Annotated in this window: 19 protein-coding genes; 9 read left to right on the top strand and 10 right to left on the bottom strand. The window is 74.4% G+C overall.

Translation table 11 applies throughout. The features are described from left to right. Positions 1-54 precede the first annotated feature (54 nt). Positions 55-1203 carry a transcription termination factor Rho gene (rho, locus tag B086_RS0133750; protein ID WP_018570857.1) on the bottom strand — a complete coding sequence of 383 codons (1149 nt, stop codon included), beginning with the start codon at positions 1201-1203 and terminating at the stop codon, positions 55-57. A 447-nt stretch (positions 1204-1650) separates the two neighbouring features. Between rho and B086_RS0133745 the strand changes: the two genes are divergently transcribed. After that, entirely contained in the window at positions 1651-2424 is a 774-nt protein-coding gene (locus B086_RS0133745) for a class I SAM-dependent methyltransferase (protein ID WP_018570856.1), read from the top strand. 101 nt (positions 2425-2525) lie between these two features. Here B086_RS0133745 and B086_RS0133740 read toward each other — a convergent pair whose 3' ends face one another. Then, a complete protein-coding gene (locus B086_RS0133740) occupies positions 2526-3281 on the bottom strand; it encodes a GntR family transcriptional regulator (protein WP_018570855.1) in 756 nt (251 codons plus the stop codon). A 741-nt stretch (positions 3282-4022) separates the two neighbouring features. On the opposite strand from B086_RS0133740, the gene B086_RS0133730 reads away from it, so the two are divergent. Continuing rightward, the gene (locus B086_RS0133730) at positions 4023-4949 is read left to right on the top strand and encodes an NADP-dependent oxidoreductase (protein WP_018570853.1); all 927 of its coding nucleotides are present in this window, start codon (positions 4023-4025) and stop codon (positions 4947-4949) included. Next, positions 4946-5695 carry a GNAT family N-acetyltransferase gene (locus B086_RS0133725; RefSeq protein ID WP_018570852.1) on the top strand — a complete coding sequence of 250 codons (750 nt, stop codon included), beginning with the start codon at positions 4946-4948 and terminating at the stop codon, positions 5693-5695. Before B086_RS0133730 ends, B086_RS0133725 begins: the two co-directional genes overlap by 4 nt. A 31-nt stretch (positions 5696-5726) precedes the next feature. Here the strand turns inward: B086_RS0133725 and B086_RS0133720 are convergent, their stop codons facing one another. Then, complete coding sequence (locus B086_RS0133720) at positions 5727-6122, bottom strand: MarR family winged helix-turn-helix transcriptional regulator (protein ID WP_051115974.1); 396 nt, start codon at positions 6120-6122, stop codon at positions 5727-5729. A gap of 133 nt (positions 6123-6255) precedes the next feature. Between B086_RS0133720 and B086_RS0133715 the strand changes: the two genes are divergently transcribed. Continuing rightward, positions 6256-7377: a hypothetical protein gene (locus B086_RS0133715; RefSeq protein ID WP_018570850.1), complete on the top strand. Its 1122-nt coding sequence runs from the start codon at positions 6256-6258 to the stop codon at positions 7375-7377. 172 nt (positions 7378-7549) lie between these two features. Then, on the top strand, positions 7550-8365 hold the full coding sequence (locus tag B086_RS0133710; protein WP_086024360.1) for a putative protein N(5)-glutamine methyltransferase: 816 nt from the start codon (positions 7550-7552) through the stop codon (positions 8363-8365). Positions 8366-8416: 51 nt separating this feature from the next. Here the strand turns inward: B086_RS0133710 and B086_RS0133705 are convergent, their stop codons facing one another. Then, entirely contained in the window at positions 8417-10501 is a 2085-nt protein-coding gene (locus tag B086_RS0133705; protein ID WP_018570848.1) for a SpoIIE family protein phosphatase, read from the bottom strand. Between the two features lie 227 nt (positions 10502-10728). Between B086_RS0133705 and B086_RS0133700 the strand changes: the two genes are divergently transcribed. The 3 genes from B086_RS0133700 (at position 10729) to B086_RS0133690 (ending at position 13881) form a co-directional block, all read left to right on the top strand. Continuing rightward, positions 10729-11100, top strand: a complete 372-nt coding sequence (locus tag B086_RS0133700; RefSeq protein ID WP_018570847.1) for a hypothetical protein — start codon at positions 10729-10731, stop codon at positions 11098-11100. A gap of 188 nt (positions 11101-11288) precedes the next feature. Next, the gene (locus tag B086_RS0133695) at positions 11289-13304 is read left to right on the top strand and encodes an NADPH-dependent 2,4-dienoyl-CoA reductase (protein WP_018570846.1); all 2016 of its coding nucleotides are present in this window, start codon (positions 11289-11291) and stop codon (positions 13302-13304) included. A 31-nt stretch (positions 13305-13335) separates the two neighbouring features. Further along, complete coding sequence (locus B086_RS0133690; RefSeq protein ID WP_018570845.1) at positions 13336-13881, top strand: PadR family transcriptional regulator; 546 nt, start codon at positions 13336-13338, stop codon at positions 13879-13881. Positions 13882-13907: 26 nt separating this feature from the next. On the opposite strand, the gene B086_RS0133685 is transcribed toward B086_RS0133690, so the two are convergent. Both B086_RS0133685 and B086_RS0133680 read right to left on the bottom strand, forming a co-directional pair. Continuing rightward, entirely contained in the window at positions 13908-14459 is a 552-nt protein-coding gene (locus tag B086_RS0133685; protein WP_018570844.1) for a hypothetical protein, read from the bottom strand. A 143-nt stretch (positions 14460-14602) separates the two neighbouring features. Next, on the bottom strand, positions 14603-15553 hold the full coding sequence (locus B086_RS0133680; RefSeq protein ID WP_018570843.1) for a fibronectin type III domain-containing protein: 951 nt from the start codon (positions 15551-15553) through the stop codon (positions 14603-14605). A gap of 447 nt (positions 15554-16000) precedes the next feature. On the opposite strand from B086_RS0133680, the gene B086_RS0133675 reads away from it, so the two are divergent. Further along, positions 16001-16711: a glycoside hydrolase family 75 protein gene (locus B086_RS0133675; RefSeq protein ID WP_018570842.1), complete on the top strand. Its 711-nt coding sequence runs from the start codon at positions 16001-16003 to the stop codon at positions 16709-16711. A gap of 88 nt (positions 16712-16799) precedes the next feature. Here the strand turns inward: B086_RS0133675 and B086_RS0133670 are convergent, their stop codons facing one another. The 4 genes from B086_RS0133670 to B086_RS0133655 all read right to left on the bottom strand — a co-directional run. Further along, a complete protein-coding gene (locus tag B086_RS0133670) occupies positions 16800-17210 on the bottom strand; it encodes a PTS-dependent dihydroxyacetone kinase phosphotransferase subunit DhaM (RefSeq protein ID WP_018570841.1) in 411 nt (136 codons plus the stop codon). A gap of 1 nt (position 17211) precedes the next feature. Then, entirely contained in the window at positions 17212-17820 is a 609-nt protein-coding gene (gene dhaL / locus B086_RS0133665; protein ID WP_018570840.1) for a dihydroxyacetone kinase subunit DhaL, read from the bottom strand. Between the two features lie 58 nt (positions 17821-17878). After that, the gene (gene dhaK, locus B086_RS0133660) at positions 17879-18871 is read right to left on the bottom strand and encodes a dihydroxyacetone kinase subunit DhaK (protein WP_018570839.1); all 993 of its coding nucleotides are present in this window, start codon (positions 18869-18871) and stop codon (positions 17879-17881) included. Between the two features lie 174 nt (positions 18872-19045). Next, on the bottom strand, positions 19046-19815 hold a 770-nt coding region (locus B086_RS0133655), incomplete at its 5' end, for a PP2C family protein-serine/threonine phosphatase (protein WP_018570838.1).

Genomic DNA, 19815 nt, shown 5'->3' with positions numbered 1-19815 from the left:
GGCCGTCCGGCCGCTGAGCCGACGAGTCGTCGGGCCCTCCAGCCGTTCAGTCGTTCAGTCGTGCGGCAGAGTCGGCTGGACCTGGCGCAGGAACGCGGCGTTGTCCGGTGTCCGGCGCAGCCGCTCCAGCAGGGTCTCCAGACCCGACTGCCCCTCGCGGCTCAGCAGGGCACGGCGCAGCCCCCGGGTGGCCGTCAGCTCGCCCGAATTCAGGAGGAGTTCCTCCCGGCGGGTGCCGGACGCCTGGATGTCGACGGCCGGATGGATCCGGCGGGAGGCGAGTTCGCGGTTCAGCCGCAGCTCCATGTTGCCGGTGCTCTTCAGCTCCTCGAAGAAGAACTCGTCGGCGCGGGAACCCGTCTCCACCAGCGCGGTGGCCACAATGGTGAGCGAACCGCCCTCCTCCGCCAGCCGCGCGGCCCCGAACAGCCGCTTGGGCCCGTGCAGCGCGCTCGCGTCCACGCCGCCGCTGAGGGTGCGGCCGCCCGAGGCGGCGGCGTTGTTGTGGGCCCGGCACAGCCGGGTCAGGGAGTCGAGCAGGAGGACGACGTCCTCACCGGCCTCCACCAGGCGCTTGGCCCGCTCCACGACGAGTTCGGCGAGCGCGATGTGCTGCTTGGGCGTCCGGTCGAAGGTGGAGGCGTAGACCTCGCCGTGCACCGAGCGCACCATGTCGGTGACCTCCTCGGGCCGTTCGTCCAGGAGGAGGACCATCAGCCGGCACTCCGGGTGGTTGCCGGCGACGGCGGCGGCGACCTGCTGGAGCAGCACGGTCTTGCCGGTTTTCGGCGGGGCCACGATCAGTCCGCGCTGCCCCTTGCCCACGGGTGCGATCAGGTCCGCCACCCGCCCGGTGAGACCGGCGGCCGGGTGTTCGAAGCGGAGCCGCTCGCGCGGGTGCAGAGGCGTCAGGTCGTGGAATCCGCGGCGGCCGCGCAGCTCACCGGGGGCGCGGCCGTTCACGCGGGCGACGCCGGTGACGGTGTGCTGCGCCCCCTGTACGGCGTCGACCAGATCGCCCTTGCGCAGGCCGTGGCGGCGGATCAGAGCGGCGGGGAGCTGGGGATCGGCGGGCAGGGGCAGGAGGTCGGGGCCGCGCAGACGGCCCTTTCCGCCGGACTCGATGTCCAGGACACCGGTGACGAGCCGGGCGGCCGCTGCGGGCCGCTCGTCCACCGGGGGATGGTCGAGGGTGACGGTCATGGGCGGTGGTCCTTTCACGGACGGGGACTGAGGGCACGGAAGGTGCGGGAAGCAAGGGAGGTGCGGGAAGGAGAAGAGCCACGCGGGGAGATGCCGGGCACGGCCCGGACACCGCGGGCGGAACCACCACCCCGGTGCGGGGCCCGGCCGGCGCGCTACGCGCTGCCCGGTGGCCCACGGGATGGCGGCGGGAAGCTGAGGAGCCGGACACGTCGGCCGCTACGGCGTCACGCGTCGGAGCATCAGCTGAGAGAAGAAAGGTGGAGAGAGCGCACCGGCGCCCACGAACGGGGGCGAGACTCAGGTGCTTCTCGCAAGGTAACACGCCCGCCCCGGCCTGGCCACCCCCTGCGCCGCACACATGACGGCGCCGGGTGCGGGTCCTGCCCGGCGCCGGGCCGGTGGCGTGCTCGGGGCCCGGGGATCGGGGGGGCTAGGCTGACGTGGATGTTCAGCCCGGAAGGTCCCACGGTCCGTGAACTCGCCGTGCAGGCGCTGTCCTCCGTCGAGCGGGGCTACGACCTGCTCGCGCCCAAGTTCGACCACACCCCCTTCCGCACCCCGGACGCGGTGCTGGACGCCGTGGGATCCGTACTGGAGCGGACCGGGCCGTACACCGACGGACTGGACCTGTGCTGCGGCACCGGCGCCGGGCTCGACGTGCTGCGGCGGGTGTGCCGCACCTCGGTGACCGGCGTCGACTTCAGCGCGGGCATGCTGGACGTCGCGCGGCGGCGCCCTGGGCGGGCCACCGAAGCAGCGGCCACCGGCACGGGGGACAGCGGCGCGGGGGACACCGGGCCCCGGGTCTCCTGGGTGCGCGGTGACGCGCGTGCCCTGCCGTTCACCGCGGCCTTCGACCTCGTCGTCAGCCTGGGCGCGCTCGGCCACTTCGTCCCGGCCGAACTGCCCCTGCTCTTCGGGCGGGTGAGCGCCGTGCTGCGGCCGGGCGGGGTCTTCGCGCTGCCGGTGTTCGCGCCGCCCCCGCCGTGTTCGCGGGCGTTCTGGACGCTGCTCGGGTTCGACGCGGTGATGCGGGTGCGCAACGCGGTGTGGCGGCCGCCGTTCGTGATGTACTACCGCGCGTTCCGCTTCGGCGACGTGCTGCGCGAGTTGGAGCGGGCCGGGCTCCGTCCGGAACTGCACGCGCTGCCCGGATTCGGCCGGCGCGCCGACGGCAGCCCACGGGCGCGGTTGATCGCGGCCCGTCGGCTGCCCTGAGACGGATGGCCGCCCCGGGACGGGCGGCTGCCCCGAGGCGGAAGGTTTCCTCTGGGCGGACGCGTCACGGCTGACGGCGCGGGGCGTGGCGCCGGGGTGGCTCAGCCCGCCGCCGGCAGCGTGAACTCGTAGACGAGCGCGTCCTGTCGGGCGTCCACCACGAGGTCGGTGATCTCCAGGATGCGGGCGTACTGGTCGTGCACACGGCGGGTCACGCGCACCGAGGGGCCGTCCGCGAGCCGGGTGATCGTGTCCCGGTGGTGCAGCGTCAGGCCGGCCCGGCGCATCCAGTCGTAGGTCCGGCGCAGTTGGGCGGCGCACGAGCCGTCGGCGCGGTCGCGGTAGCGGGCCAGTTCGTCCACCTCGGCGAGCGCCACGGCGGAAAACGATGTCACCGCCGTACGCAGTCCGGAGCCGTCCGCCGTCGCCGAGCGGTAGCGGTGCACGAGGGTCGGGCGCAGCGGTGCGATGCCCAGTTCCGCCGCGTGCTCCGGCGGCGGGGTCTCCCAGGCCACGGTGGCCCGGTCACAGGCGTCGGGGGCGGCGGAACGGGCCCCCACCGGGAAGTCCAGGTACGTGGACGACTCGACGGGCAGTCCGGTCAGGGTGGCATGGGTGCCGCGCCGGTCGGTGCTGACGAGCCCGTCGCGCCGCAGCACCTCCAGCGCCTGGCGCACGGTCTCCCGGCTGACCCGGAAGTGCGCGGCCAAGTGCCGTTCGCTCGGCAGCCGTTCGCCGGGCGGAATGGTGCCGGCGCGCAGTTCGCCGAGCAGTTGGGTGGCGATTCTCCAGTAAAGGGGCCGTCCCTCGCTCGCTCCTTCGGTCGTGGGCCGGTGGTGGGGGGTGGTGCGGGCCATGCCGCGCCTCCTGTTGATGACGTACGGTAGCCGTGTGGGCTCATTGCGCCACCACATCTACCATTGGTCTAAACCAGTCGGAAGATGGTTCGCGCAGTTCGACCGAAATCCGCCCACGCCGACCCTTTATCGTCGCCCCGGCGGGCCCTGGGCAGGGCGCGCTCGGGTGTGTCCGGCCCGCTCATGCGCCGGTCCGCGGCCGGTTCGGCGGGTCGGTCCTCCGGTGCTGGCCGCGCGCGTCCGCCACGAAGGCGGCGCCGTACGCCCTCGCCGTGTCCGGCCCCGCGCCGGCCGGACCGCGGCGGACGCCGGGGCCGGGCGTGCGGAGTTCGTCGAGCGGGGGGTCGAACCATGACATCGGCGCCGCCGGGGGGAAGAGACGTACAAACGATGATCACAGCCTACGGGGCGGGCCGGAAGCCCCCGCGGGCAGGATCGCGCCATCGGCGCACAGGGATCCGAACTCGCTCACGGGGGTGCTCTGTTCGGATCCGCGGCGGGCGCGGCGGCCGGATCGGGAGGGTCCGGCCTCCCCCGGTGCCCGCGGGGCGGCCCGCCCGTCCACCGGGAGCACGCCGCCCGTCCGGGAGCACGCCGCCCATCGTGACGGCCGTGTGAACTCTGCGCCCGGACCCGCGCCGCCGGGAATAGCCGTCCGGTGATCCTCCTTGCAGGTGGCGTGCCGGTCGCGGTCGCCTCCGCGGCCGGTGGACGTGCAGACGGCGAAGGAGAGTGGGAGCGATGGCGAAGGCGTACGTCTTCACCCGGTACGGCGGCCCGGAGACCGAGGCGCTGGTGGACATCGACCGGCCCCGGCCCGGTCCCGGCCAGATCCTGGTCGCGGTGCGCGCGGCGGGGGTGAACCCGGTCGACTGGAAGCTGCGCGACGGATTCCGCCGCCCCGGCGACACCGGCGAGCCGGTCTTCCCGATCGTCTTCGGCAGTGAGGCGTCCGGCGTGGTCGAGGAGGTCGGCGAGGGCGTCACCGGCTTCGCCCCCGGGGACGAGGTCTTCGGCAACGCGGCGGCGGGCGGCTACGCCCAGTACACCCTGCTGTCCGCCGCGGTGACCGCGCACAAGCCCGCCGGACTCTCCTTCACCGACGCGGCCACACTGCCCGTCGCGGCGGCCACGGCCTACGACGGCCTGCGCCAGCTCGCCCTGCCTGCCGGGGCGACCGTGCTGGTCACCGGCGCGGGCGGCGGAGTCGGCTCGGCGGCCCTCCAGATCGCCCGCGCCTTCGGCCTGCGTGCCGTGGGCGTGGCGAGCGAGGGCAAGAAGGACTTCGTCGAGTCGCTCGGCGCGGTGCACGTGGCCTCCGGTACCGGCTGGGCCGAGCGCGCGCGGACGGCCGTGCCGGACGGGATCGACGCCGTCTACGACCTGATCGGCGGCGAGGTGCTCAAGGACGCGGCGGGCCTCCTGGCCGACCGCCGCAAGCTGATCACCGCCGGGGCGCCGCCGCAGGAGGTCGAGGCGCTGGGCGGGGAGTGGGTGCGGCGCGCCCGGACCGCCACCGTCCTGGACGAGCTGGCGGGCCTCGTGGTCCGCGGCACCCTGGACCCGCACGTCATCCGGACCTTCCCGCTGGAGCGGGCCGAGGAGGCGCTGCGCGCCGTGGAGGACGGGCACGCCCGCGGCAAGGTCGTGATCGAGGTCGCCGCGTGAGCGCGCACGGCGGCGCGGCACCCGGCGGGGGCGGCGGACACGTCCTGGACAACCCGGCCCTGGCCGCCCTGACCGGACCGCACGCGCACCTGGCCGAACGGCGCGGCCGGGTGCTGCGCTATCCCGTGGACGTCTCGCCCTGGCTGGCGCTGCCCGACGAGCCCGACGACGCCGACTGGGCCGACCTCGCCGCGCTGGCCGGGCCCGGCGCCGAGGTCCCGCTGCCCGGGTTCCGGGGCGAGGTCCCGGCCGACTGGGAGATCACCTTCCAGGTCGAGGGCGTGCAGCTGGTGGACGACGGCCTGGCCGCCGCCCCCGACCCGGAGGCGGTCCGCCTCGGCCCCGCCGACGTACCGGAGATGCTCGGCCTGATCGCCCGCACCGAGCCGGGCCCGTTCCTGCCGCGGACCATCGAGCTCGGCACCTATCTGGGCATACGCCGGGACGGTGCGCTCGTCGCGATGGCGGGGGAGCGGCTGCGCCCGCCCGGGTACACGGAGATCAGCGCGGTGTGCACGGACCCCGCGCACCGGGGCCAGGGCCTGGCGAGCCGGCTGGTCCTGGCCGTCGCCCACGGCATCCGCGAACGCGGCGACATCCCCTTCCTGCACACGGGCGCGCAGAACACCGGCGCCATCCGGCTGTACGAGTCCCTGGGCTTCCGGCTGCGGCGGCGCACCGCCTTCCTCGCGGCCCGCACCCCGGAGCGGCTGGGCGAGGGCAGGGCGGCCGTGCCGGTGGGTTAGGTCTGCCCGCCGCCGTGGTCCCGCCGCCGGTTCAGTCGGCGGCGGGCGGGGTCCAGTCGTTGTAGCGGGTGAGATAGTCCGCGAACCGCCGCAGATCCTCCTCCGGCCAGTCGGCCAGCCGCTCCTTGAACGCCGCCCGGCGGCTGTCGGTCACCTGGAGGAGGAGCTGCCGTCCGGCGTCCGTGAGCTGAAGCACCTGGACCCGGTGGTCCTCGGGGTCCAGGAGCCGTTCGATCAGCCCGGTGCGTTCCAGCGCGGCGACCTGGCGGCTGACGGTGGACTTGTCCAGGGCGTAGTGGGCGGCCAGATCCGTGGCGCGGCAGCCGCCGCGCTCCTCCAGATGCCCGAGCAGCGTGTACGACACCAGGGACAGCTCCGGGTGCATACGGCCCGCCGACGCCCTGGCCCGCCGGGCGAACACGGTCATCTCGCGCTGGATGGTCTCCACCGCGCACTCCGGCTCCTGTGCTGCTGTCACGGAATTCCTCCCCGTCCGACTCTGGTTGTATAGTACAACTGAAATAAGAGTTGTCATTGCCAACCATGGGAGGACGGGAGCGATGAGGTCGCCCGCGCTGCGCCATGTGCTCATCCACCTGGTCACCCCGCTGCTGATGTGCCTGGGCATGGGGCTCGCCTACCTGGGCGCCTTCGTGACCCCGGAGCCCCACCACCTGCCCGTCGCGGTCGTCGGCACCGGCGCGCAGGCCAAGGTGTTCGCCCAGACGGTCAAGGACGCGGCGGGCGACCGGCTCGACGTCCGCACGGTCGGCAGCCGCGAACAGGCCGTCGCCCTGCTCACGTCACGCGACGTCGACGGCGCCTATGTGCCCGGCACCGGCACCAGCGGCGCCGGTGCCCCGGAGCTGATCGTGGCGAGCGCCGGGTCCGACATGAGCGCCACCGCCGTGGAGAAGGTCTTCACTCCCGTCGCCGCACGGCAGGGACTGCCGCTGAAGGTGACCGACGTGGTGCCGCCCGCCCCGCACGATCCCACGGGCCAGGGCCTGTTCTTCCTGCTGGTCGCGCTGAGCATCGGCTCGTACGCCTCCGTCGCCGCCCTCGGCGCCGCGGGCGCCGCCCTCCCGATGCGGGTCCGCGCCCTGCTCACCGTCGCGGTGTCCGCGGTGGTCGCCGGTCTCGGCGCCCTGCTGGCGGGCCCCGTCTTCCACCTCGTGCCGCACGGCCTCGCCGGGGTCTGGGGCATGGCCTGGCTCTACTCCGCGGGCATCCTCTTCATCGGCGTCGGCCTGCACACGTTCCTCAAGCGCTGGACCACGCTCACCATGATGGTGCTGTTCGTGATGCTCAACTTCACCAGCTCCGGCGGCCTGTTCCGGCCCGAGTTGCAGAACGGCTTCTTCGGTACGCTGCACGCCTTCTGGAACGGCGCCGGATTCGTGGAGGGCGCCCGCGGCCTGCTCTACTTCGGCGGCGACGGCCTCGGCCGCCATCTGTGGACACTGGCGGGCTGGCTGCTGCTCGGCCTGGCGGTCACCGCGCTCGCCGCGGCGTACGAGCGGCTGACCGCGCCCGGCTCCCGGGGCGCCCACGCGGCCGGCGGCCCCCACGGCGCCGCCGCGGCCGCCGCACCCACGGGCCGGGAGACCGCCGCGGACGCCGTCGAGGCGGAGGCCGAGGACGAGGCGGAGGAAGAGGCCGAGGAGACGGTCGCCGTCTGAGGCGTGGGGTAGGGTGACTGCGGCCGTGGACGTTCCCGGCCGTGGGAGACCGAGGAGGTGAGACCCATTACCGCTCTGTCAGGTCGGGTGCTCTCCTCCCACCGGGGCGCGGATCACCGCCGGTAGGTGACCGCGGGAGCACCCTTCGGCTCCCGAAAGGTCTCGGCTCTCCATGCCTGAACTTCCCCTTCCGTCCGACCCGTTGCCCGCGCCGCCGCATCGACGCGCCGCGGTGGTCGCCGCGTTGCGCGCGGCCGGCTGTGTGTTCGCCGAGGACGAGGCGGAGTTGATCCTCACCGCCGCCCGCACCCCGGGCGAGACCGCCGCGCTCGTCGAACGGCGCGCCGCCGGACTGCCGCTCGAACACGTCCTGGGCTGGGCGCTCTTCCACGGTCTGCGTGTCGCCGTGGAACCCGGGGTCTTCGTGCCCCGCCGCCGTACCGAGTTCCTGGTCGACGAGGCCGTGGCCCAGGTGCCGGACGCGTCCGTCGTGGTGGACCTGTGCTGCGGCTCGGGCGCGGTGGGCACCGCGCTGGCCGGTCTGCTCGGCCCCGTCGAACTGCACGCCGCCGACATCGACCCCGCGGCGGTGCGCTGCGCCCGCCGCAACGTCGGCCCGGCGGGCGGCCGGGTGCACCACGGCGACCTGTACGCGGCACTCCCCGCTGACCTGCGCGGACGTGTGGACGTCCTCGCCGCCAATGTGCCCTACGTCCCCACCGGCGAGGTGCCCCTGCTCCCGTCCGAGGCCCGTGACCACGAACCCCCGGCCGCGCTCGACGGCGGCGCCGACGGCCTCGACGTCCTGCGCCGGGTCGCCGCCGGGGCCCCGGACTGGCTGGCCCCCGGCGGCTGCCTCCTGGTCGAGACGAGCGAACGCCAGGTCCCCGCCGCCCTGGCCGCGTTCACCACCGCCGGCCTCACCCCGCGCCTGGCCACGTCCGAGGAGTTGTACGCCCACGTGGTGGTGGGCACGCGGCAGCGCTGAACCCGGCGCCCGGCGCCCGGCGGTGCGCGGAAGCCGGATCCGGGGTCCAGGTCAAGCCTGCCCCGGCGTCTGGGCGCGGGCGACGAGCAGGGCCACGTCGTCGTGGTTGTCCGGCTGGCGGAGTTCGCGCAGGAGGAGGTCGCACAGTTCCTCCAGGGGGCGCGGGGTGTCGTCGAGGAGGGACAGGAGGAGGTCCAGCCGCTCGTCCAGGGGGTGGCGGCGGGTCTCGACCAGCCCGTCGGTGTAGAGGACCAGGAGATCGCCGGGTTCGAGGCCGACGGTGGTGGTGGAGAAGGCGATGTCCCCGACACCGAGCGGTACCCCGGTGGGCAGCTCCAGCAGTTCCGGTGCGCGGCCCGGCCGGATGCGGGCGGGCGGCAGGTGTCCGGCGTTGGCGATCCGGCACTGGCGCAGCCGGGGGTCGTGGACGGCGTACAGACAGGTGGCGATGGAGTGGTCCAGGCCGTCGGTGATGCGGTCCAGGTGCTCCAGCAGGCGCGCCGGATCGAGGTCGAGGGAGGCCAGGGCCTTGGTGGCGGTGCGCAGCCGCCCCATCGTCGCCGCCGCGCCGATGCCGCTGCCCATGACGTCACCGACGACCAGGGCCGTCTTGTCGTCCTCCAGGGGGATCACGTCGAACCAGTCGCCGCCGACCTCGGTGGTGGCCCCGGCCGGCTGGTAGCGGGAGGCGACCTCCAGGCCGCCGGTGACGGACGGGTGGTGGGGCAGCAGGCTGCGCTGGAGAGTCAGGGCGGTGTCGCGGGCGTTCTGGTACCAGCGCGCGTTGTCGATCTGCACGGCCGCACGCGCGGCCAGTTCCCGGGCCAGCAGGACGTCGTCCGCGCTGAAGGGGTGCGGATCGCGGGTGCGTTTGAGGTCCAGGGCGCCCAGCACCTCACCGCGCGCGATCAGCGGCACGGCCAGGTAGGAGTGCACACCGGCCCGGCTCAGCAGCACGGCGGCCTCGGGGGAGCGGGCGATGTACGCCAGGTCCTCGTCCTTGACCTCGGCCACCAGCACCGGCTCTCCGGTGCGCACGCACCGGGTGACCAGGCGGTCGGGGCCGTAGCGGGCGATCTGGCCGGGCGGGTCGGCGGCCTCCAGGGCGTCCGCTGCGTGATCGGCCCGCACCGCCAGGGCGCGGATCACCGCGGCCTCGGCGGGCCCCAGCTTGCTGTGCCGGCCCGCGACGACCGCTTCCAGCAGGTCGACGGCGGCGACGTCCGCCAGTGCCGGTACGGCGACGTCGGCCAGCTCCCGTGCCGTGCGGTCCAGGTCCAGGGTGGTGCCGATCCGGGCCGAGGCGTCGGCGATCAGGGCGAGGCGCCGCCGGGCCGCCTCCGCCTCGATGCCGGCCCGGTGCTGCTCGGTGACGTCCACCACGGACACCGCCACGCCCAGCACGGTGCCCACCGCGTCCTCCAGCCGGTACATCGACACCGACCAGGCGTGGTCGGTGTCCGGGTCCGCCGGTGTCCGGCCGACCGCGAAGACGTCGACGAGGGACTGCCCCGTCTCCAGCACCTGCCGCGCCGCCGACTCGACCGCCTCGGCGTCCACCTCCGCCAGGACCTCGGGGACCCGCCGGCCGATGTGCTCCTCGGCGCTGACGCCGTCGATCTGCTCCAGGGCCGGGTTGACCGACACATAGCGCAGCCGGGTGTCCAGGACCGCCAGGCCGATCGGGGACTGGGAGACGATCCGCGCCGACAGCGCCACGTCCCGCTCCAGGCGCCGTACGGTCGACTGGTCGGCCGCGAGCCCCAGCGCGTAGACGTCCCCCCGGTCGTCCAGCAGACGCATGTTGCGGAACTCCACCAGACGGGTGCTGCCGTCCTTGTGCCGGACGGGGAAGGCACCCGCCCAGCTCCGGCCGGTGCGCAGCACGTCGGCGAAGAGCTTGACGACCACCTCCAGGTGCTCCTCGTGGACCATGATCCGGGCGGCGTACTGGCCCAGCGCCTCCTGTGCGGAGTAGCCGAACAGCTCCTCGGCCTGCGGGCTCCACAGCACGATGCGCCCCTCGGCGTCCAGCACGACCGAGGCCACGCGCAGCACGTCCAGCAGCCCGCTCGGCTGCACCGGGCCGGAGACCGGCTCGTCGCCCTCGGCCAGGGGGACCCCGGCTCCCGTCATCCCACGCACCGCCTTCGCCCGTTCACGCGGCCCGCCGTCCCGGTGCCGGCTCACCCCGTTGTACCGCGCTCCCGCTCCCGTCCGAGAGGGTCCGTCGCTACCCTCCACCATCTCTCAACACCTGGCAGGTCGTCCCGCCGAATCCGCCGCAAGGAGGGCGGGTGGAGCGCCGCTCGCGGGGAACTCCGGTGCCGTGAAGCGGCGCGGCCACGAGAGGAGCGATCACGATGGACACCGAGCGAGAGCACCCCGAATCCGTCTCGCTGGAGCTGAGCGGGTGCAGCAAGGAGGACGCCCGGACCGTGTTCGACGCCCTGTGCGCCTGCTACACGTCCGACCGGTGCGCGGACGACGTGCCCCGTGAGTTCCACGAGGTACGCCCGACGGTGTGGCTCGGCACCTTCGAGGTGGCCGGGACCACCAAGGCGGAGTGCGCTCCCACACATCTCGATGCGTCCGTCACGGCGGACGCGCAGGGCGGCTACCGGGCGATCGACCACTTCCGTATGACGCTGGACTCCCTGTTCACGGTCCAGGACCTGGCCACGGCCTCCGGTGACCAGGAGCGGGAGCTGCACGTGCGGCTGGAGAGCCGCTGAGGGCGCCCGGTCCGAGGACAGGGAGACCAGAGAGACCAGAAACAAGGCGGAGAAGGCGACGGTCCTGCACCCGTCCGGGTGAGGGTGCCCCGGCGGGTGCCGTACGCCGCTTCCTTTTGCAACTAGTTGCATAAAGCGCTCGGGGTCCTCTACAACTAGCGGGTACGCCACCACGCACGGAGGGCCCGATGAGCCGTTACCCGCACCTGCTGAGCCCGCTGGACCTGGGCTTCACCACTCTGCCCAACCGCGTCCTCATGGGGTCCATGCACATCGGCCTGGAGGAGGCCGAGGGCGGCTTCGCGCGGATGGCGGAGTTCTACGCCGCCCGCGCGCGCGGCGGGGTCGGGCTCATCGTCACCGGCGGCATCGCGCCCAACGACGAGGGACGGCCCTACGAGGGCGGCGCCACGCTCACCACCGAGGCGGAGGCCGACCGGCACACCGAGGTGACCGCCGCCGTGCACCGCGAGGGCGGCCGGATCGCCCTCCAGATCCTGCACTTCGGCCGGTACGCCTACCACCGCGACCTGGTCGCGCCCAGCCCCCTCCAGGCGCCCATCAGCCCGTACGTGCCCCGCGAGCTGAGCGACGCCGACGTCGAGCGGACCGTCGACGACTACGTCCGCACCGCGCTCCTGGCCCGCCGGGCCGGGTACGACGGCGTGGAGATCATGGGCTCCGAGGGCTATCTCGTCAACGAGTTCGTCGCCGCCCGCACCAACCACCGCACCGACCGCTGGGGCGGCACCCACGAGAACCGCATGCGCTTCCCGGTCGAGATCGTCCGCCGGGTGCGCGAGGCGGTCGGCGAGGACTTCATCGTCGTCTACCGGCTGTCCATGCTGGACCTGGTGCCGGACGGCTCGTCCCTGGACGAGGTGATCGCCCTGGCGAAGGCCGTCGAGGCGGCCGGCGCCACCCTCATCAACACCGGCATCGGCTGGCACGAGGCCCGCATCCCCACCATCGCCACCTCCGTGCCGCGCGGGGCCTACACCTGGGTGACGAAGAAGCTGATGGGCGCGGTCTCCGTCCCGCTCGTCACCACCAACCGCATCAGCACCCCCGAACTCGCCGAGCGGCTGCTCGCCGAGGGGACGGCCGACATGGTGTCCATGGCCCGCCCGATGCTCGCCGACCCGGACTTCGTCGCCAAGGCCGCCGCCGGGACGCCCGAGGCCATCAACACCTGCATCGGCTGCAATCAAGCCTGCCTCGACCACACCTTCAGCGGGCAGATCACCTCCTGCCTGGTCAACCCGCGCGCCTGCCACGAGACGGAACTCGTGCTCGCCCCGACCCGGCTGCGCAAGCGCGTCGCCGTCGTCGGCGCCGGACCCGCGGGCCTGGCCTGCGCGGTGGCGGCGGCCGAACGCGGCCACGGGGTCACCCTGTTCGACGCGGCGAGCGCGATCGGCGGCCAGCTCGACGTCGCCCGCAGGGTCCCCGGCAAGCAGGAGTTCGACGAGACCCTGCGCTACTTCCGCCACCGGCTCGCCGCGCTCGGCGTCGACGTACGGCTGGACACCCGGGTGCGCGCGGCCGACCTCGCCGGGTACGACGAGATCGCCGTGGCCACCGGGGTCACCCCGCGCACCCCCGACATCCCCGGCATCGACCACCCCAGTGTGGTCGGCTACCTCGACGTGCTCCGGGGCCTCGTCCCGGTCGGCGAGCGGGTGGCGGTCCTCGGCGCCGGCGGCATCGGCTTCGACGTCGCCGAGTTCCTGACGGACGGCGGCGAGCGGACGCACGAGGACCCGGCGGCGTACTTCCGTGCCTGGGGCGTCGACACGGACTACCGCGCACCCGGCGGCCTCACCGCGCCCGCCCGGCCGAAGGCGCCGCGCACCGTCCACCTGCTCCAGCGCAAGACCACCAAGGTCGGCGCGGGCCTGGGGCGCACCACGGGCTGGATCCACCGCACCGAACTGCGCCACCGCGGCGTCACCATGGTGCCGGGCGTGCGCTACGACCGGATCGACGACGCCGGGCTGCATCTCACCGTCGACGGCGCGAGCCGTGTCCTGGAGGTCGACACGATCGTGCTGTGCACCGGGCAGGAGCCGCGCCGCGACCTGTACGAGGAACTGCTCGCCGCCGGGCGTGCCGCGCACCTGATCGGCGGCGCCGACGTGGCCGCCGAACTGGACGCCAAGCGCGCCGTCAAGCAGGGCACCGAACTGGCCGCGGCCCTGTAGGACGCCCGTACCGCGTCCCTAGGATGACCGCATGTCACTGCCGCACGCCATCCTCACCGCCCTGCTGGAGAAGCCGTCGTCGGGGCTGGAGCTGACGCGCCGCTTCGACCGGTCGATCGGCTACTTCTGGTCGGCGACGCACCAGCAGATCTACCGCGAACTGGGAAAGCTGGAGGCGGACGGCCTGATCCGCGCCCTGCCGTCCGCCCAGCCGGTCCGCGGGCAGAAGAAGAGCTACGAGGTGCTCCCGGCCGGCCGCGCCGAACTGGCCCGCTGGACGGCGGCGGCCCAGGAGCCCAGACCGCAGCGGGACGCCCTGCTGCTGCGGCTGCGCGCCGCCGCGGTGGTCGGCACGGCGGGCGTCGAGGACGATCTCAGACGCCATCTGGCGCTGCACGAGCGGCAGTTGGCGGAGTACCGGGAGATCGAGGAGCGTGACTTCCCGCCCGGCAGGGACAGCTCCCAGGACCGGCTGCGGCATCTGGTGCTGCGCGCCGGGATCGACCTGGAGACCTTCTGGACCCAGTGGCTCGGGCACGCCCTGGAGGAGTTCGCCGAGCTGCCCGACGGCGGCTGAGGGCGGTTGCCCCCGGCCGCGGCCGGTCAGAGCCGGTACGGACCGGAGCGGCGGCGGCGCAGCACCCAGCCGGTGGCGATCAGGGCGGCCCCGACCAGCGTCCCGCCCACCGCGACCGTGAGGGTGCCGTAGTCCCGGACGGCCCCGCCGAGCCCGCCCATCACCCCGCGCGAGGGCGCGGCGGAGGCGGCCGGTGCGGAGGTGGCCGAGATCGTCGGCCGGGACGCGGCGGAGACCACGACGGACTGGGTGCCGGCCGTGATGTTGTTCGCGCACACCACGATCACGGTGTACGTGCCCGGCCGTACGCTCTGCCAGGCCGCCGTCTGGCTCGCCGTCGTCCCGGCCAGGGCGGACCGGCGGCCCTGGGCGAAGCTCGTCTGCCCGGGGGCGAGCAGCGACGCCGTGCCCCAGCCGCCCTCGACCAGGGTGCACGCGCTGGTGCTGACCGACACGGTGGAGCCGTTGGTGCTCACCGAGATGCCCGGTCCCGCGGCGGCCGGCTGAGCGGCGAGGGCGAGCGTCACGGCGGCGGCCGCCGCCGGGGCGATGTGCGCGAGTGGCTGGGTGTGGCGCATGGGGCAGTCCTCCGGCGGCACGGTCGGCGGGCCGTCCCATGGGCCGCCGGAGACGCGGGATCGCCCGTGCCGTCTCCTCAGGGGCAGCCAACGCCCGCCCGGCGCCGCCCGCACCCGCGGCGCACCCGCTCGGGTGACAGGTCCTAGCCGCCGTCCGTCCCCGTGGTCACCGCCCGCTCGGCGGAGAAGCCGCCCCAGGTGCCGTCCGGGAGCTTCGCCCGCAGCCGCACCCGGTGGTGCGCTCCCGCGTCCCGGCCCAGGTAGAAGCTGTAGGTGGCCTTCCCGCGCGGGGGAGCGCCGCCCCACACCAGGGAGGTGGCCGGCTGCCCGTCGAGCTGGATCTGGTACTCCGTCACCACGCCGTCGGTGCGCGGCGCGACCCAGTCGAGGTCGAGGTAGTACGCGCCGTCCGCGCGGTGGGTCGCGGCGTGGAAAGAGGTCGGCGCGGTGCCCCGTCCGTCGTCGGATCCCGGGGTGGTGAGGGCGACGGACGCGCTGGCGGGGGAGAGGTTGTCGGCGGCGTCCCGGGCCCGCACGGTGAAGGAGTACCGGGTGCCGGGCCGCAGCCCGGTGACCACGGTCGCCGTCTGGCCGCCGCCCACGCTGTGGATCTTCGTGCCGCCCTGGTAGACGTCGTAGGAGACCACCCGCCGGTCGTCCCGGGCGGCCGACCAGGAGAGCTGGACGGCCCGGCTGCCGACCACCCGGCCGCGCGGGTCGAGCGGCCGGGTCGGAGCGGAGCGGTCCGCCGCGACGGCCGCGGGTGTCGTCGCCCGCACCTCCCGGCTGCGCGGTCCGAGCCGCCCGGCGGTGTCCAGGGCCCGCACGGTGAACACATACGTGGTCGACGGGCTGAGCCGGGTGACGTCCACCATGTGCTCCGAGGCGGGCACGTCCTTCACCTTCTCGGTGCCGCGGAACACCTGGTACGCCTTGACGCCGGTGCCGGAGGTCACCGCGTTCCACATGACGTGCACACTGGTGGCGCTGCCGGCCGCCGCGGTGACACCGGCCGGTGCCCCGGGGCCGCCGCCCTCCCCGTCGTCCGCGGCGCCCCGCCCGCAGGCCGCGAGGAGCGCGAGCGCCGCGCACACCGCGGCGACACGCCCGGGGAGGCGGGACCGGCGGGAATCGGGCTGCCGAACGCGTCGCACGAGGTGTGCCTCCCCGTCAACTGCGGCGCGGAGGGCCCGGACACCGCTGTGAACAATGGTCCGGACCAATATGCCGTGTTGACGGGGCCGCATCAAGAGGGCCGGGCCGGTCCTGCTCCCTGCGCGATTGCGTATGCTGAGGGACACCCCAGCCGAACTGCCCGGTCGATCCAGGGGAGTTCGTGCCGCGGCGCGGACCGCTGTCGTCGCTGTTCCCGCGCCGGTGCGGGCGGCCGGGGGATCCGAGGCCCCGCGGCCCGGCCCCCGGCCGCCCGGCAGGTGTTACGGGCCGTGGGCCGTCCGGTCCCCTAACGTGTGCCGCACGATCGAATTCATCACTGATGAGATGAATGTCTGTCAATGTCCCCGAGGAGAGGGTTCCTCATCGTGCGTGTCCAGTCGCTGACCCTCGTCGCGGCGAGCGCCGCCCTGCTGGCTCCGACGACACTGCCCGTCGTTCCCGTGTCCCACCGGCCGCACCCGGAACCCGCGGCCCACGGCGAGAGCGGCACCGCCGCCGGGCTGCTGGCCCGTACGCGCCACTGCGCGCAGATCTCCCACGGCCGCTACCGCTCCGACGCGGGCGTGCGCGCCACGATCCCGGTCTGCGCACTGCCCGGCGCGGTGTACTGGAAGGCGGACCTGGACATCGACTGCGACGGACGGCCCACCCGCCGCTGCAACCGGCGCACCGACCCGCAGTTCTCCCCGGCCGCCGCCTACGCCCAGTCCGATGGCCGGCGCCTCGACGCCGAACACCTGCCCTACATCGTCCTGCCCGCCCCCAGCCGCGTCTGGGACCACCGCGACCACGGACTGCGCGGCGGATCGGTCGCCGCGGTCGTCTACCGGGGCCGGGTGCGGTACGCGGTCGTCGGCGACACCGGCCCCCGGGACGTCATCGGCGAGGCGTCCTACGCCGCCGCGCGACGGCTCGGCATCCCCGCGGACCCGCGCGGCGGCGGGGTGCGCTCGGGAGTGACGTACATCGTCTTCGAGAACTCCCGGGTCGACCGCATCGAGGACCACGCGGAGGCCGTGCGGCAGGGCGAGCGCCTGGTCCGGCGGCTGGTGGGCGCGAGCGCGCGGGTCAGATGATCCCCGGGCAGGCCGGACCGCCCGCACGGGCACGACGGATCCGGGACGGGGAGCCCCCGCCCGCCGCGGTCCCGTCCCGCCCCCGGCCTCACACCTTCCGGTAGGCGTACGCGTCCGCCGCCGCCGCCTCCACCGCGTCCAGGTCGGCTCCGGTGGCCGCGGTGACGACGGCGGCCACCGCGCCCTCCACGAAGGGGGCGTCCACCAGCCGGGTGTCCTCCGGCAGCTCGTCGCCCTCGGCCAGCAGCGCCTTGACGGTGAGGACGGCGCTGCCGAGGTCGGTCAGGACGGCGACCCCCGCCCCCCGGTCCACGGACGCCGCCGCCGCGGCGACCAGTTCGGCGCTGGTGCCGAGGCCACCGCCCTCCCGGCCGCCCGCGGGAGCCACCGGGACGTTGTCCGCCCCGCCCGCGAGCCCCCGCGCCAGCTCCGCCACCGAGGCGGCGACCTCGGCGCTGTGCGACACCAGTACGATCCCCACCGGCTTGTCGTCGCTCACGTCAGCCCTCCGCCCCTTCGGCCGCCTCGGCGAGGGCGGCGATCAGCAACGCCGACGAGGTGGCACCGGGATCCTGGTGCCCGATGCTGCGTTCCCCGAGATAGCTGGCCCGGCCCTTGCGGGCCTGGAGCGGGATGGTGTCCCGGGCGCCCTGCTCGGCGGCGGCGCTCGCCGCCGCGAACCCGTCGGCGAGCGCGTCCACGGCCGGTACCAGCGCGTCGATCATCGTCTTGTCGCCCGGCGCCGCGCCGCCCAGCTTCATCACCCCGTCGACCCCGGACCGCAGCGCCTCGGCGAGCTGGGCCACCGTCACCTCGGGGGCGTCGCCCAGCGCCTTGCCGGTACGGCGCAGCAGGGTCCCGTACAGCGGCCCCGACGCGCCGCCGACCTTCGAGATGAGCTGCTTCCCGGCGAGGGCCAGCACCTCGCCCGGAGTGCCGGGCCTCTCCTGCTCCAGCTCCTGGCGGACGGCAGTGAACCCGCGCTGGAGGTTGCTGCCGTGGTCGGCGTCCCCGATGGCCGAGTCGAGGTCGGTGAGCCGCTGGGCCTCACGGTCGACGGACACGGCGGTCGCCGTCATCCAGCGGCGGAAGAAATCGGCGTCGAGCACTGGTACTCCCTTGCGTGGTGGATACGCGTGGCGGATACGGTCGACGTGCCGGCGCGGGTCACAGGCCCCAGCGCAGGCCCGGCGTGTTCACGGGAGCGTCCCACAACCGCAGCAGTTCCTCGTCGATCTGGCACAGGGTGACCGAGGCGCCCGCCATGTCGAGGGAGGTGACATAGTTGCCGACCAGTGTGCGGGCGACGGCCACCCCGCGCTCGGCGAGCACCCGGTGCACCTCGGCGTTGAACCCGTACAGCTCCAGCAGCGGGGTCGCGCCCATCCCGTTGACCAGCAGCAGCACGGGATTGCGCGGGTTCATGTCCTCCAGGATCGCGTTCACCGCGAAGTCCGCGATCTCGCCGGAGGTCATCATCGGCCGCCGCTCCCGCCCCGGCTCGCCGTGGATGCCGATGCCCAGCTCCAGCTCCCCGTCGGGCAGGTCGAAGGTGGGGCTGCCCTTGGCCGGGGTGGTGACGGCGCTCAGCGCGACACCGAAGCTGCGGGAGCTGTCGTCCACCTGCCGGGCGACGGCCTCGACCCGCTCCAGCGGCTGGCCCTCGTCGGCCGCCGCGCCCGCGATCTTCTCCACGAACAGGGTGGCGCCGGTGCCGCGCCGGCCCGCGGTGAAGAGGCTGTCGGTCACCGCCACATCGTCATCGACCAGCACCTTCGCGATCCGGATGCCCTCGTCCTCGGCGAGTTCGGCGGCCATGTCGAAGTTGAGCACGTCGCCGGTGTAGTTCTTCACGACGAACAGCACACCGGCGCCGCTGTCCACGGCGGCCGCCGCCCGTACCATCTGGTCGGGCACCGGCGAGGTGAACACCTCTCCGGGACAGGCCGCTGACAGCATGCCGGGACCCACGAACCCGCCGTGCAGCGGCTCGTGCCCCGATCCGCCGCCGGACACCAGCGCGACCTTCCCGGCCACGGGGGCGTCCCGCCGTACGATCACCCGGTTGTCCACATCGACCGTCAGCTCGGGATGGGCGGCCGCCATACCGCGCAGCGCGTCCGCGACGACGGTTTCGGCTACGTTGATCAACATCCTCATGAGCATCTCCCGGTGATCTGGCGGGCGTGGTGGGCCGAAGCACTCCTACCGGCAGTATCGGCCTTGCGCGAGCGAAGGTCACGTGTGGCGACCGCACAGGTGAATGGGGCAGCGCATGGGGCAAACGGGTGCCCCGGCGCGGTGCGTTGCCGGTGGGCGGGCCGGGGCCGCCGCTCAGGGCACCCGCAGCGCCAGCGCCGCCACGTCGTCCTGCTGCCGGTCGCTCATCCGGGTGAGCAGTTCGTCGAGGAAGACCGGCAGGGGCTCGCGGGCCAGCGCGGTGGCGTGCTGGCGCAGCCGGGTCAGCCCGCGTCCGATGTCCTCGCCGGGCCGTTCCACCAGGCCGTCCGTGTAGAGGAGCACGGTGGATCCGGAAGGCAGTTCACAGGTCGCGGTGGTGCGGACGAGGGCCGGGTCCACGCCGAGGACCGGGGCGCTCGCCTCCTCCAGCAGGACGGTACGCCCGTCGGGCCGGGCCAGCAGCGGCGGCGGATGACCGGCGTTGGTCCAGTGGAGTCGCCAGGGCGTGGTGGGGGTGGTGTCGGTGGTGGGGGTTTCGAGGCGGGCGATGACGGCGGTGACGAGTTCGATGCCGGTCAGGCCCTGCATGACGCGGTCGAGGCGGCTCATCACTCCGGCGGGGTCGTCGCCGCTGTCGTAGGCGAGGGCGCGGAGCATGTTGCGCAGCTGGCCCATGCGGACGGCGGCGGCCAGGTCGTGGCCGACGACGTCGCCGATGGCGAGCACCGCCGAGCCGTCGGGGAGCGGGAAGGCGTCGTACCAGTCCCCGCCGACCTCGGCGCGTTCGCGGGCGGCCACGTAGCGGGCGGCGAGCTGGAGGCGGGCCAGACCGGTCAGGTCGGGCAGCAGCGAGAGCTGGAGCTGCTCGGCGGTGTACTGCTGGAGCGCGTACAGCCGGGCGTTGTCAAGGGCCAGCCCCGCCC

The organism is Streptomyces sp. PsTaAH-124 (assembly GCF_000373685.1).
Taxonomy (GTDB): domain Bacteria; phylum Actinomycetota; class Actinomycetes; order Streptomycetales; family Streptomycetaceae; genus Streptomyces; species Streptomyces andamanensis.
This window is presented reverse-complemented; position numbering and strand designations above follow the sequence as displayed.